We start from the raw sequence: 15,353 nt of genomic DNA, 5'->3' as shown, positions 1-15,353 counted from the left end.
AACTAGTCGAGTTCAATCTCACACAGATTCAAGGCTGAAGCAATCGTGACGTCCATATCGTAATATTTATACTCACCCAACCGACCGCCAAAGATTACATTCATTTCAGAATCTGCTAAATTTTTGTATAGAACATAAAGCGAGCTGTTCTTTTCATCATTTACTGGGTAGTATGGCTCATCACCCGGTAGCCATTCGGTGGAATATTCTCGACTGATTATTGTCTTTGGTATCTCATTGCACTCGTCATCCTTGCCGAACTCAAACCACTTGTGTTCGATAATACGAGTCCATGGAGTTATACTGTCTGTATAGTTTACTACTGCATTACCTTGATAGTTCCGCATATCAAGCAGTTCTGTCTCAAAATGTACAGTACGATACTCAAGTGTTCCAAGCCTATAACCAAAATAAGCGTCAACCGGTCCGGTGTATACAATTTTCTCTGCAATATTATTGAATTCTTCCATATCATCCAAGTAGTTCGTATTTAGACGGACCTCAATACCCTCTAGTAGATTCGCAACCAGCTTTGTATAACCACCTATTGGGATACCTTGATACAGCGCATTGAAATAATTATTGTCAAATGTTAGTCTCACAGGCAGACGATTAATTATGAATGCTGGCAATTCTTTACAGTTACGACCCCACTGCTTCTCTGTATATCCCTTAACCAGTTTTTCAAATATATCTCTTCCCACTAATGAAATTGCCTGCTCCTCAAGATTCTTAGGCTCTTTAATACCAGCCTCTTTCTTTTGCATTTCAATCTTTGCTGCTGCCTCTGCTGGAGTTATGACACCCCACATCTTATTGAAGGTGTACATATTGAAAGGAAGCGAATAAAGCTCACCGTGATAATTTGCCACCGGACTGTTTGTAAAGCGGTTGAACTCCGCAAACTGTCTAATATAGTCCCATACCCTCTTGTTGTTAGTATGAAAAATGTGTGCACCATATTTATGGACATGGATACCTTCAATATCTTCGGTATAAATATTTCCTGCAATATTCGGACGCTTGTCAATCACCAGAACAGACTTGCCTGCCTTTTTAGCTTCCCGAGCAAAAATCGCGCCATAGAGACCTGCTCCAACAACTAAATAATTGTACATGTTGAAATTTCTCCTCTCATTTAATCAGTTGGACAATATTATTCCACTCTCTTTTGACCAACTCAACTCTATAATCTGTTGATATAGCTGAACCATCAAGTATCTCAAATATTCTGGTTCCAATCAATTCTTTCGATTTCGCTCCACACAATTCAATAATACCATCAATTTTATACTGATAGTATAATCCGTCATACCAAGTATATAATTTCCTTTTGAATAGTAACGCTAATGCAACACAATGATACGCACTGCCTATTACAATATGTGCATTAGAATATAAATTAATCAATTCGTCCACTGAATTTGGAATGATTAGCTCACATTCGATTCCTAGATTTACTAGTTGATCAGCCAATAATTGATTGATTTTATATTCCTCGCCATCAACATCAGATCTAAATGGAACAACTTTAACGATTCCATTATATTTTACACAGAGTTGTGCAATGATTTTTTTTCTTTCAACCAGGTTTTGTGATTGATCCATATGGCTCTTAAGATTTACAATTATGTATTTACCTGAAAAATCACACTCTCTACACTTATTTTCACTACCAAAAAGAAATATATTGTCACCAATAAGTTCGGCTTTTAATCCTAGTTTTTCAATTTCATTCAGGGAAAACTTATCTCGAACAGAAAGCCAATCTCCAAACTTCAGAATATCTGCAACCTTTTTACTAAGATATTTTTTTTCTTCAAAAGGTCCAACAGTAAGTCCTGAAAAAATGACTTTTATTCCAGCCTTTTTTGCGGTGTTTATTAATAATAATATATTATCTAGCTCATCTTCCGACATAACAGAATAATCGCTAGTTAAGTATCCTCCACCCAAAAACACTAGTGCGGAATAACCCTCCTGCATTTTTTTCATAACACAAGCAAATTCAATATCTCTGAATTTTGAGTAAAGCACATTTATATATTTTCTTATTGCAAATCCGACTCTCGTAAAAAACGCATTATAAATAATAAATTTAACACATGTCGGCTTCTTTTCATTAAAAAAATAGTTTTTCCATTTAACTCTTTCAATGAAATCAATCTTTATATTGTTTTGATTAAGGTAGCGACTTATCGCACTATACATTAAATCATCACCTAAATTATCCATTCCGCACATGCCATATAATAATATTCTACTCATTCTTTTTTATCCTATTAAATTGATTTCGAACTAAGTCCATAATCAATTCATCTTTCATCAATATTAATACTAAAAAATAGACTAATGCACCACTAATTATCTGTACCAAAAGATTAATGGTTCCAATCGCAAAAAAACCATTGCTATTATAAACAACTAAAAACATCAGAACGGCGCTAATTAATCTTGGAATATTTTGACTTATCAATTTATCGAATTCAAGCTGTGATGAACTAATCTTAATATACACTGTAAGAATAGCTAACTCAGCAAAAACAGAAGCTACTGCTGCGCCAAAAGATTCGTACTTGGGAATAAGCAATAAATTTAGACAAAAGTTTATTACTGCTCCAATTATAATCACCTTGTTACTTTTTGCTCGTTGCCCTGATGGTGTCAAATATTGTTGTCCTAAACAATTACTCAAACCGATAATCAAAACAAGAGGCATGCAAAGATAGATAAGATAAACCACTTTTTCATAACCATCTCCAAAAAACCATGGTACCAAAGTTTTTCCGATTCCTATCATCCCAAAAATCATCGGTAAAGCAATGAAAAAAATTACATTAATTGACTGATTTAATCTTCTCTTCATTTCTATAAGTTGCCCTTGTTTGAATAAATATGACATTCTAGTATACATTACCGAATTAATAGAAATGATAATAGCTTTTGTAATATCTACTAACTTATGAGCTTGTTCATAATAACCATTTTCATATGTTCCATCCGTAAGAAATCCAAGCATAGTTTTATCCAGAATTGTATAAACAGATACTGCAACCGTTGGAATGAAGTAAACCATTGTTTCTTTAAAATGGTATTTTAGCTCAATATCCTTTATTGCTATCTTACATACATAACTTGGAAGTGCTAACCACATGGATAAGTTGCCAAAAAATGTCGACAAAGCTAATATTGCAATATAGATTACCAAATCATTAACACTCTTAATAAATATGAAAAGACTAACTATTCCAACTAGACGAACAAATATATTTCTAATTACTATCGTTTTAAAATCTTCATTTCCTGCGAAAAACCAAGAAATATCCAAAAATGATGCCATGATTGTAATAGTTGATACCGCGTAATATAGTGTATATTCTGAGCTAAGAATAATAATTAAGCTCCATATAAATAATGCAAAAAAGGTACAAATACCTTTTACAAGCACAATTCCCCAAAATACTTTTGAGCGAGTCCTTACCTCATCTCTGCATCGTGCAATTTCTCTTTGGCCGTAAGCCGCAGTACCAAGCGCAGAAAATAATATAAAATATGACGAAATTGACCCGATAAAACTTTGAAGTCCAATACCTTCAGCCCCCAAGACCCTCGCTGTATAAGGTGCAGTTATAAAGGGAGTAATCAAAGTGAATAGCTGATATAATGTATTATATATGAGATTTTTTTTAATGCTTTGTTTTTTTATCATTATTCATTCTCCAAGTATATACAAAGACTACGTATGTATCTTAAAATTTATATCCATACATAGTTAGTTACGAATTTAATAAATATTAGAGTATTCTGATTCTTATTAAATATAATTCAGATTTCATAAATCTCAGAATAATCCTTTTCTATGTCCCTTCATTTACAATTGATAAATATAAATCTCTATCCATTAGAAATTTACTATTTATCTTCTCAAGTAAACAACTAGCTAGATTACATTCTCTTACCCATTCTACCAAGCAATGCATCAACTGTAGCCTTTGTACATATACACAAACGTTCAAATTTCTTATCTTCAAATTTTGAAATAGTAATTATTCTATTCGTTAATACCCGCAGGGCACTTCTTAAATTCTTTTCCATACATATTGTATTTCGTGTATAATAGTACTCTTTATTTGTATTTTCAAAAGTCTCATAGAAGTTACATTTATCTTTTATTAATCCATCTCTAGATTGTGGATGAAGATAAATAGAATCCGAAACTGTTGCAATATATGTTCCATTTCTTTGATTTCTAGCAATATATTCACGTTCATCACATGCAATAAAGAAATCTGCTCTAGGAGCTCCTACACAAGTGACAACTTCTTTTGAAATGAGTGTACAGTTAAAAGGACTAATCGCTCCTTCAAGCAACTGTCCAGTTTTTTGAGCAACCTTAATTTCATTCATTGTATATGGAATAGTAAAGCTTAGATTTTCACCATCGTAGGTTACTAAAGAATTTATCATTACGCATCTATTTTTACTTATGTATAAATATTCACCTCGGTTTACGAGCTTTTCTATTGTCATACTGTTGGCAGGTTTACCGTCATCATCCATCAATACAATCCAGTCAAAGCCCATATCGTATGCGTATTTGACACCATAACTAAAACCTCCCGCTCCACCGGTATTAGAATTAAGTAGTATATAATCTATCGGTAAATTCTTAAAATATTGCTTTTCTCTTAATTTTTCCTCAGTTCCATCAGTACTCGCATTATCAATAATTATTATTGAATCAAATTTTCTGGTTTGATAATTCAGCATGTCAAGATTTGCCATCAATAGATCACTTCGATTATACGTCACGATAACTGCTGCAACACTCATATAAAAAACTCCTTTTCCTCTTTCTTTCTATTTATTAGTAGTTATTCAATTTATTATTTATTTAGTTCAAGATTCGTAAATATGATAATCATTTATTTGATCTATACTTTATTTCCCCACTAAAGTTCAAGTGTTGAGGTAAATACGCTGTCAATACAACTGCTGGATATAAAACACTTGATTGAACTATCGATATATAAATATATAAAAACACATAAAGCGAAACTTCTAACATACTCTTTTTGTTTTTAGTAGCCGGCATAATAGCTATATACAGAGTTAAAAAAAATGCGGGAAAACCTCGTATGCCCAATTGACTAAACAAAGCATTCCCCGTTCCAATATTAGCACCATATATCTCATACAATTTATTTTGCCACCCAATAAATCCAATTCCAAATGGGTGTTTTAACGCAGATTCGATTCCTAATTGCATAGCAACAAGACGCGCTCCACCTGAAGTAAGATTAGTGTTCAGTTCTGCAGTTTCTACAATTTTCCCAAAAAAATATTTTTCTAGTATACTATTGTATCCATTTGTACAATAGTCAAATACTAGAAATCCAAATACAGAAACCATAAATACTACAATAATGTAATCATTTCTCTTTTTCCTCTTCAACAAAAATGTACACATTATTGCGAATAATCCAATAAAGCCTGCTGCTGATTTTGTTGTCACAAGTGTTACCAATAGAATTACCAATGAAATGTTGTATTGAATATTCGATAAATATATTCTATCTCTTAAAAAAACCATAACGTATATGCACATTACTAAAATAACTTGATATATACCTGGCTCAGTAAAAACCCCGCTATTACGTTGGGGATTCCGCAAATTATAAACATATAACCATTTCCCAGCAACCGTACCCATACCTGATTTGTACGTTCTAAATATTGTTGAAATTACATTTCCAAATCCAAGTTGTACTAATGCATAACATAGTAGACTAATAATAGAAAATAGAACAACCACCTTAATAAATTTCACCATTACATTATTGTCAAGTTTATATAAAAGTTTGACTATCATAACAGAAAAAAACATTAACATCCAGCCAGTAAAATTAAATCCTTCGCTAACACTCGCTCCTGTAATTATGCCCGTAACTACATGATTTAGTAATAGCAAAACAAAAGCAAAAAAAAGTTTTACTGAAATTTCCACTCTATAGTAATAACATAAAATTAGAATCAAACTTGTAAAAACAAATGCAGTCAACATATTCACAAAATTAAATATATTAGTGCCATGTGCAATGAATAGTATATATACCAAGATCCAAACCGTTATCTCTCGCTGCGATAATTTTCGTCTATGCATTGCTATTCCCCTTTATGTAATAAATCTAGGCTTGATGACAAATTCATAAAAGAGGAATTATCACTGATTTTTCTTGCTGGAACACCCGCCACTGTAATGTTAAGACCGATATTCTTAGTTACAACGCTATTCGCACCAATAACCGTATTATCTCCTATAGAAATATTCCCAATAATCTTCGCACCAGCTCCAATATATACATTGTCACCAATAATTGCAGCAATATTTGTGCCATTTGTTGATCCTATTACAACGCCTGCCATAATACGACAGTTTTTCCCAATATGTGAGTTAGCATTAATAATTATCGTTCCATAATGAGGCAAAGACAAGCCTTCCTCTACAACATTCAGAGGAATTGTATATCCCAATTTTATACCGCAACTTGTATAGCGATAAAGGTAGTATTTCTCTGAAATTCTCTGCAAAATATTTTTACTATTTAAATTGCGGTAGTATTCTGCTTTTCGTAAAAATATTTTATATTGCCAAATCCGATTTGGCCAACTTCCAAATGGATTTGGTTTCACTCCGTCGTATCCGTCGGCAAGACGGTCTCTTTCAAGGTAAAAACTTAAATCATTCTTATTATTTATCATGATAATCCTATTACATATCTACTATGCATCCTCTTCAATCTTTCTAACAAACGTTGCAGGATTTCCTGCCCAGACTTCGCCAGGTGGTATGTTTTTAGTTACCACAGATCCGGCTCCTATGATACTATGTCTACCAATCGTTACCCCCTTTAAAATAATTGAACCTGCTCCTACAAAGACACCTTCTTCGATTATTATAGGCGATGTCTTAATTGGTGCCCCTTTGTAATTACCCTTAATACGCTCGTGATAATCCAATGCATGGAAATCTGTATCAAACAACTTACAGCCAGCGCCTAATAACACATGATTTCCCAATTGTATCTGATTTGAACAGGTAAATGCACAATTTGAAATGCCACAGTTATCGCCAATAATCAACTTGCCTGAATCAACCATCTGAATGTTAACCCTATCAACAAATCCAATTGGATTAGCCTTAGGCGCTGAATTAATGAATACATTGCTTCCAATTTCTACAGAAGATTCTTTGCTGTGTTGAATATAATATACTTTTCCCCTTACACGTAGCCCTTTATTATACTTAATACCATTTATTGTAAATGAAATCTTATTTATCGGTGTCCAAAATTTTACACTATACATATTGATTGCTTTTTTAAAATAGAACGCTAACTTCAATTCATTTCCTCTTTTCCAGTTATACGTAGATATATCTCCATGAGCGCTTTAAAATTGGTATCTGCATTGTGAGTGATCAACGCATGTTTTCTCGCATTCTGCCCCATTAGTGTAGCTTTATCAGGATTATTGAAAACATCTATGATATAATAAGCCAACATATACGTCTCATTCAGTGGATAAATATAACCTTCATAATTATGAATCATTAATTCTGCTACTCCACCAACATCTGAAGATATACAAGGTACTCCCAACACCATTCCTTCTCCTAAGGAATTCGGAGAATTTTCAATAATAGATGACGACACAAACACATTTGCTGAAAGCATTTCTTTTTTCATTTGCTCCGCTGTTTGATTCCCAATGAATTCTATATTTTGATATAAATCATGTTTTCGAATCAGATGTTGAAGATATAAAGCATAGGTACTGCCTTTGACAAAATTATCCTTCAGTAGATTAGCCCCAGCTACCCTCACTGACACATTAGGATGTAATTTTTTTACTACTTTCAACGCCTCCAAAAAAAGATGAAAACCCTTTATAGGATAGGATGCTTGACTCACAAAAATAGAATACGGTCTACACTTAGAATAATCCCAATTATCTGTATAAAAATTTTCACGGAGTGTCTCATTACAGAATAGGTACTCAGCTTTAGGACTAACAAGATAAGTACAGCCCCTATCCCAATTCGTCCGACCTATAACAAACCGTGCATTTTGAATTGCTTTATATTCATATATACCTCTACGAAGATAACTCTTGTATCCCGCATATGTGCTACTATTCTGAATGAATTCTTTTAATGTTTTTCCATGTTTTACGCTCCAGGGAATACCAAACAAATAGTGTTTTGCATAAAAACTAACCATACCCTGGATAGAAATTGCAACCTTATCAATCATATCTAGGTTTTGTGCGGCTACTGTCATAAAATAAGCATATTGAAATTCAGTTCCGTGAATGTGTATTACGTCTGGCAACTCATTTTTTAGTATTATTTCCAAAGCAGGAACATAATCATCCTCAAGTAAGTTTCCGTTTCTGAGTTTTTTATCATTAAAAATTAAACCATAATATTTTAAATTACCACTTTCACCATATTCATAATTATGTGTAATACTTGGATAGCACACAACCAACTCAAGATCGCTTCTATTTAAAAACCTTTCTGAAACCTGATTAAGCCATCCTGCAACATATGATTTATTATCTTCACCTTTAGCTCTATAAACTGCTGGTAATTTTACATTAACCATCCAAAGTACCTTCATGTTTCACTCCATTAAGTTTCAAGACTGCAAGAACTGTGTTATTTGATTTCCCCAATTTCTGTAGTCGAATATGTTTACTGCTGTCAACCGGGCATTTCTCTTCAATTCAGATAATTCCTTGTTTTTTTTGATTTCGATTGCTTTTCTTAATGCTTCTATGCAACTCTCGGTATTATCTTCGTTAAATTGAATTGAATCAAATCCATCCTTCAAATATCTGCTTGTGTAGTCACCAACCCTCGAACAAACCGGTACAATACCATAATTCATCATCTCTGGTACCTTACTTGGAAAATTTGATATTGTGACTGTATTTCTTGCCCGTGCAAGAAGGAGATAATCGGAAATCCAATATAAATTAAGTAGGTCTTGATATTCCATCCATCCGTGATAAACAAGAATGTCTTTTAATTTTTCAAGAACAATTTCGCTTCCATAAAAAATAGTTTTCAACTTTTTATAATTCATACTACTCGTCAAATGGAACCTAACAATTTTTTTTTCATCCTCAGATAGCCTACTAAAAGCAGTCAACATACATAGAAAAGAATCTTTGTCGCTCGCTGCTCCAGGATAAATGAAATGAACAACACCATCCTGAGTAATTGAACTGCCGTTTCCAATAATGTTTGTGTCAACTAAAGCAGGTACTACCAAGGTTTTACAATCGTGTTTCTGACAAAATTTTTCAAGATTTCGACTTATCGGAATTGCCTTTTCAAAGTTTCTAACTCTGTACAGAAACCCTTTTTTCCACATATGATATAGCGGGTTAAATGATTTATATTTGTATTGAAATGACTGAAACCATTCAACTTCACCATATGCTTTGTGGTTATTTTCGATTTTATAAAAATTAACAACCGCTTTCGCTGTCGAAAGTTCAGTTGAATACAAATAAATGTAGTCATTCCTGTTCGCATTAAATTTATTTAGTGCTTCTTGATAACTTTTATCATAAGTGAAATAAACTTTTAAATAATTCTTCCATCCGATTCTAGAAGCATTCAAATTCCAATATTCAATATCAAAATCATCTTTATCTTCTACCTTATAAATTTCTCGTTGACTGTCATCATTTTTCATTCCAATTACAATTACATGCCAATTGGCATTGGATACAGATTTAGCAAAGTTTCGTATATAATTAGCATTGGCAGTTCCGTAAGGTACTGGGTCATTCGTTAATATAAAAAGTCGTTTTTTCATATTTCCATCAACAACCGATTATACAATTCTTCAATCGACTTCAAATGTGATTGCAGAGAATATCCTTTCTTCACAATACTGAAGCTTTCCTTACCAAACATCTCACAGGTCTTCTTATCATTCAATAGTCTTATAATTCCTTGAGCAAATCCATTAATATCTCCGGCATTGCAACATATCCCGTTCTCTCCATCATGTAAAATCTTCGAAATGCCACCGACATTAGTACTCACGATAGGAAGACCATAACCCATCGCATCTAAGACAGACATCGGCATTCCTTCGTTGTATGAGGGCAGAAAGAACACATCAGCATCCCTGAGGACTTTATCCTTTGCCGTATCTCTTAGCCATCCTGGGAAAATAATATTGTTTCCCAAGCCTTTTCCTTCAATCAGTTTCTTGATTGCAGCCTCATCTTCAGGGGAGCCAGCACCACAAAGCATAAATCTCACACGGGGAACAACTTTTACAACTTTTTCTACCACAGCTGGGATATCATAGCAGCCTTTACGCTTTCCCAATTCACCTAAAAAAAGAACAGTGCTATTGGATTTCCTAGTAAGTCGGTTTTTTAAAGCATCCTCATGCAGAATGCTGTAATTCTCAATAACGCATATCTTCTCTTCAGGCACTACCTGCGCTAGACATCTTTTCCATTCAGAAGACAGTGCAACCAAAATAGCACATTTTTCATATACTTTCTTTATTAATTTTTTTTTCTTTTCCCCCGCATTTGCATAAAACTTCTCAAAATCAGCTCCGTGAATATGATTGATAATAGGATGTTTCGCCCAAGAAGCCATATAAATGAATGGTAGTTTCCTGTAGAATGAAGCACCGAATGAAGAATGAATTTGCACCAATTCCGGTTTATCAATTAAAAGCACCTTTGCAAAATGTAAGTAACCTTTGATACCTTTTAAAAGCTTAGTTACTTTTCCACCATCTTTATAGGATTCTACATATATAATATTGTAATCACTTTCTATGTGGGATCCTCGATATCCGTTAACCACTGCTGCAATACCGCCCTTTACCATAGGGTCTTGTACTACCATACATATACTATGTCTATTTTTTCCTATATTCTTTCTCATGTCGTTATCTGTCCTTATACCAATTACTTGGTTATTATTTGATTGTAGAATTCATTCATTATTTTAGTTCGGTTAGATGCGGCAAATTTATTTATTGCTCTGTTATATGCTGCCCTTCCCATAGTTTCTCTTAACTCAGGATTATTTGCCATATTTATGATGGCCTCTTTAAGATTCTTTTTCATGACAGAATAATTTGCTGGTTTAATTTTAATTGCAGAATCTATTGTAGTATTTACTTTCGGTCCCGCTGTATCAATACAAATAACTGGCAACCCGCACCCCATTGCTTCAATCACAACAAATCCTCCGGAATCTCTCATACTGCAGTTTAGTAAAACATCAAATTCTTGATAAAATTGACGCATTTTCTTATATTCAACTTGTTCAGTGAATTTAATCGCCTCATGAACAGTTTCACTCTTCTTCTTGAGCGTACGCAGATGTTCCGAATTTCCATCACCTAAAATTACCAATTCAGCATTAATACCTGTATTTAACGCACTTACAAATGCGTCTATACCTATTTCAAAGCCCTTTAGTTTCAACATGCGCCCAACCATTAGAAATCTACATTTCTTATTCTGTTTAAACTGAGGTTCTGGATATAGAAACTGATCGCTTAATCCAATGGCTTGAAAAATTTTGATTTTGTTATGGTATTTCTTAGGAATTAGCCGAGAAGTCTCCTCCGTGGCTGTCAATATCATTGAAGCAAACTTAACAGTCCTCTTAAAATTAGGTGTTGAAGTAAATATTATTTGAGAAAATTTACGAACCTTTTCGAAAATAGCCGTTTTAAAACCAATAGGATAACCAATAACCTTTGGTATTTGATCTCCGCCTGCTACAGGCCCATACAAAAACGGAAGACCCAATTTATGCATATAGGTTGGCAAAACACATGTAACATAAGTAATATGATGCACTAAATCAAATTTTTGCTTTAGAACAAGCTTTTTGGCAACATTAGCAGCACATATTTGCCACATAATATAGTATATTCTTTCACCCCTGTACCCCCTATGCCAGAAACTTAATGGCTTAGGTACAGCAATATATACGAATTCCGTATTCTTTAAAGAATCTGGATTATTCCGTTTATAATCCTCAATGTTACATTTATACACAGAGCTAACAAGAGCAGTAACCTGGTGAAAATTATCTATTTCGCAAATCCAATTCCAACCAACAGCCCGCTCTGAACCATCATATGGATCACAAGCGTAAGCAGAAGCTAATATATTCACCTATTCACTTCCCTTCTTAAAATATTCCATAAAAAAACCAAACGAATATCTACTAAAATGCAAAATTTAACTATTTTACTCTTCAGTTTGATTATTAAAAATGATATATAATGTCGAGTTGCTGGTTTGTTTATTCTCTAACTTTCCGAAAATAGATAGCGTTTCACAAATAAAATTGCCAAAAAGCTAATTTCTTAATAGCAAAGTTTTTGATTCATTTATGTTGTATAAATAAAATATTTTACCTTCCTCTAAACATTGCTTCCCACATAAATTTAGTATTGGTGTGCAAATATCGATTAAACAATCTTTTGGGATCCTGTAAAAGTCTATACACCCATTCTAAATTCATTTTCTGCATCCATTCAGGAGCTCTTTCAATATTTCCTGCATAATAATCGAAGCCAGCACCCACTCCTACCATGAATCCTTTAATCAATCCTTGATGTGCAGCCATCCACTTTTCTTGCTTAGGTGCTCCAAGACCGACCCAGACGAAGTTGGCTTCAGCTTCATTAATACGCATTATAATATCTTCATCTTCTACATTGGTAAGTGTGCGAAAAGGGGGACTATACATGCCAGCAATTTTAATACAGGGATATTTCTCTACCAACTTATTAGACAGATTCTCAAGAGTTTCCTCGGTAGAACCATAGAAATAATGTCGATACCCTTTATTAGGTGAAATTTTGAAAACTTCGTCCATGTAGCTTGGACCAGTAATTCTTTCCATTTGTTTGTGGCCACGTCTTCTACCGATAGTAGAAAGCGGTCCTCCATCGGGAATTGCCATAATCCCGCCATTTTGAACCGCGCAATAATCCTTGTCCTCAAAGGCTACAACTGTAGTATGTACGTTCGCAACGCACATATAGTCTCCAGATAAATTATTAACATTCTTATTTGTAAATTCTAATAGCCAATCCATATTAATTGCAGCAATATTGACCCCCATGATCCTACATGTTGGTATAAGAGATTTTTCGACTAATCGCGCATATTTGATCTTTTTGCTTATTTCATTCATAAATCTTCACCTATATCTTAACTTTTAACCAACCACTACTATAGAAATTAGTTTCACACCCTGGAGTATGAACCAATTATCAAATTACTTAAGTTCTAGTTTCACTACATTCTAAAGACCTGATGTCACTCCTACATATCATTTGACTCATCCCGAAAAGTTCAGTACCTCAGTTACTGCATCTCTCTTACCTAGCCTTATACTAAAGTAATAATTCTTTGGTGTGGTTATTGAGCCCAATTTACTCGTACTACTTACTATTAAAACAAATTTAACATTACTATACATATACGACTTTTTGATAGCCTTCAACTTATACAACCTGTATTATTCGTTCTTAACTCGCACCCTTCTTCAACAACACAGCTGGCACCGTCTTCGCTAAAATCTCCATATCCATCCAGAGCGACCACCTATCCACATATTCTGCATCCATTTCCATCCACTGTTCAAAATCAACGTCATTCCTACCACTTATCTGCCAGATGCATGTTATACCTGGCTTTACTGATAAGCGCTTACGATGCTTTGGATCATACATATTGACTTCACTCAGAAGAGGAGGTCTTGGACCCACCAGACTCATTTCACCCACTAAAACATTCCAAAGCTGTGGCAATTCATCCAGGCTTGTTTTTCTTAAAAACCTTCCTACATTAGTTACCCTTGGATCATTTGTAATCTTGAATACCGGACCGCTCATCTCATTAAGGTGAGCGAGCTTGGCTTTTAGTTCTTCAGCATTGACTACCATTGACCTGAACTTGAGCATTTTAAATTTTCGTCCATTTATACCGATTCTATCTTGAGCAAAGAATACTGGACCTTTTGATGATACCTTAACTGCTATTGCTATTGCTACTAATATTGGACTGAGAACTATAATTCCAGCACCGGATAATACTATGTCAATCACTCTTTTAAATAGTTCCTGCATTGGAAGTCTTGGTCGGGCGTCATATGCGACCATCGTTAGTCCGCCAAAATTTACAGGTCTGCTACGAGTAACCTTAGCAGCTATTTCATCGAGTAATATAGATACTGTCTTTCCCATGATTCCAAGCTGTTCAAGACAATCCTTGACCTTCTCATCAGATACAGATGCAGTTACGACAGTTAAGTCAATTACTTTGCTTCTCAATACAGATTCAAGCTTTGAATAATCACCTAAGTATGGTAGTTCAAGGCAATTTCTTTCAGGAGCCAGATATCCGATTATTTTGTATCCAAGCTGAGGATTAGAATTCACTTTTTCTACATAAGCATGAGCTGCCTTACCATTTCCAAGAATCAGCACATACCTTGTGTTTCTACCCATAGTACGCCATGACTGAAGCACTATTCTTACAAACAGATGAACAGATACTGTCAAGCCAAGAGCCATGGCTTCGAAATAGAATAAAAACCTGTTATGCATAATTGAAGGCTTGTACAGAGTAACAATAGCTAGTGTAACTGCAAAGGTTGCTGCATGAGCTAAAAGAAGCTGTCTCATTTCAAATAGAGCAGTCATGAATCGCCGGGATTGATAAACGCGGTAAGCTGTGGAACTAATGGTCCAGCAGAACATATAGATAAGGAAGATAAGAAAATACTGTTCCCAGACACTTCCAGCCATCTGATGGTTATATCTGTAGATTTCAACACAGAAGTAAAAACCTAAACTGAGGATCATAAAATCAACCAGCTTCGATATATCCTCTAAAATCGCCCCGAATTCTCTTAACACTTTCTCTCCCCCTTAATCTGAATCTTTCTGCATTTATTTCAATACTTAAAATCTCTCAAACATAATAGGTAATGAGTGGTCTTTTGGGTATACATGTTTATGTCTATATATTCTGTGTCTTTTGTTTTTTTTCTTTGACACCTAATGTACGTACAACTCTTCAAGTAACCTGTACTATCTACATCTTCTATAGAAGCCTAAGTTGCTGTGTGAAGCTATATTCTAAAACCTCATTTGTAAACATCACAGTCCAATAGGAGGACGCTGAAAAAGTACCGAACATTAACTAAGATCTGAGTTAAGAGCTCAGGTCTTTTTCTTTGGAATTCCAAGTAATATCTATTGTATATT

The 15,353-nt window shown here is 34.2% G+C and carries 13 protein-coding genes; all 13 read right to left on the bottom strand.

Features of this window, described 5'->3' with window-relative positions:
- Positions 1 to 2 precede the first annotated feature (2 nt).
- Positions 3 to 1,118 carry a UDP-galactopyranose mutase gene (gene glf / locus J2Z34_RS12885; RefSeq protein ID WP_209460282.1) on the bottom strand — a complete coding sequence of 372 codons (1,116 nt, stop codon included), beginning with the start codon at positions 1,116 to 1,118 and terminating at the stop codon, positions 3 to 5.
- 16 nt (positions 1,119 to 1,134) lie between these two features.
- The gene (locus J2Z34_RS12880; RefSeq protein WP_209460281.1) at positions 1,135 to 2,268 is read right to left on the bottom strand and encodes a polysaccharide pyruvyl transferase family protein; all 1,134 of its coding nucleotides are present in this window, start codon (positions 2,266 to 2,268) and stop codon (positions 1,135 to 1,137) included.
- Positions 2,261 to 3,709 (bottom strand): flippase, encoded by a 1,449-nt coding sequence (locus J2Z34_RS12875; protein WP_209460280.1) that lies wholly within the window; start codon positions 3,707 to 3,709, stop codon positions 2,261 to 2,263. Before J2Z34_RS12875 ends, J2Z34_RS12880 begins: the two co-directional genes overlap by 8 nt.
- Positions 3,710 to 3,945: 236 nt before the next feature.
- Positions 3,946 to 4,833, bottom strand: coding sequence for a glycosyltransferase (locus J2Z34_RS12870; protein WP_209460279.1), 888 nt, complete (start codon positions 4,831 to 4,833; stop codon positions 3,946 to 3,948).
- An 88-nt stretch (positions 4,834 to 4,921) separates the two neighbouring features.
- Positions 4,922 to 6,163 (bottom strand): O-antigen ligase family protein, encoded by a 1,242-nt coding sequence (locus tag J2Z34_RS12865; RefSeq protein WP_209460278.1) that lies wholly within the window; start codon positions 6,161 to 6,163, stop codon positions 4,922 to 4,924.
- A gap of 2 nt (positions 6,164 to 6,165) precedes the next feature.
- Entirely contained in the window at positions 6,166 to 6,762 is a 597-nt protein-coding gene (locus J2Z34_RS12860; RefSeq protein WP_209460277.1) for a serine acetyltransferase, read from the bottom strand.
- A 21-nt stretch (positions 6,763 to 6,783) separates the two neighbouring features.
- The gene (locus tag J2Z34_RS12855) at positions 6,784 to 7,404 is read right to left on the bottom strand and encodes an acyltransferase (RefSeq protein ID WP_209460276.1); all 621 of its coding nucleotides are present in this window, start codon (positions 7,402 to 7,404) and stop codon (positions 6,784 to 6,786) included.
- A complete protein-coding gene (locus J2Z34_RS12850; RefSeq protein ID WP_209460275.1) occupies positions 7,401 to 8,684 on the bottom strand; it encodes a glycosyltransferase family 4 protein in 1,284 nt (427 codons plus the stop codon). Before J2Z34_RS12850 ends, J2Z34_RS12855 begins: the two co-directional genes overlap by 4 nt.
- Before the next feature lie 18 nt (positions 8,685 to 8,702).
- Positions 8,703 to 9,893: a glycosyltransferase family protein gene (locus J2Z34_RS12845; RefSeq protein WP_209460274.1), complete on the bottom strand. Its 1,191-nt coding sequence runs from the start codon at positions 9,891 to 9,893 to the stop codon at positions 8,703 to 8,705.
- Positions 9,890 to 10,993, bottom strand: coding sequence for a glycosyltransferase family 4 protein (locus J2Z34_RS12840; protein WP_209460273.1), 1,104 nt, complete (start codon positions 10,991 to 10,993; stop codon positions 9,890 to 9,892). Before J2Z34_RS12840 ends, J2Z34_RS12845 begins: the two co-directional genes overlap by 4 nt.
- A gap of 23 nt (positions 10,994 to 11,016) precedes the next feature.
- The gene (locus J2Z34_RS17895; protein ID WP_209460272.1) at positions 11,017 to 12,243 is read right to left on the bottom strand and encodes a glycosyltransferase family 4 protein; all 1,227 of its coding nucleotides are present in this window, start codon (positions 12,241 to 12,243) and stop codon (positions 11,017 to 11,019) included.
- A gap of 241 nt (positions 12,244 to 12,484) precedes the next feature.
- A complete protein-coding gene (locus J2Z34_RS12830) occupies positions 12,485 to 13,273 on the bottom strand; it encodes a WecB/TagA/CpsF family glycosyltransferase (RefSeq protein ID WP_245250731.1) in 789 nt (262 codons plus the stop codon).
- Positions 13,274 to 13,610: 337 nt separating this feature from the next.
- Entirely contained in the window at positions 13,611 to 15,002 is a 1,392-nt protein-coding gene (locus tag J2Z34_RS12825) for a sugar transferase (protein WP_209460271.1), read from the bottom strand.
- Positions 15,003 to 15,353: the final 351 nt, after the last annotated feature.

This window comes from Youngiibacter multivorans, from assembly GCF_017873395.1.
Lineage (GTDB): Bacteria > Bacillota > Clostridia > Clostridiales > Clostridiaceae > Youngiibacter > Youngiibacter multivorans.
Note: the sequence above shows the minus strand (reverse complement) of the source record. Positions and strands in the feature narration are given on the sequence as shown.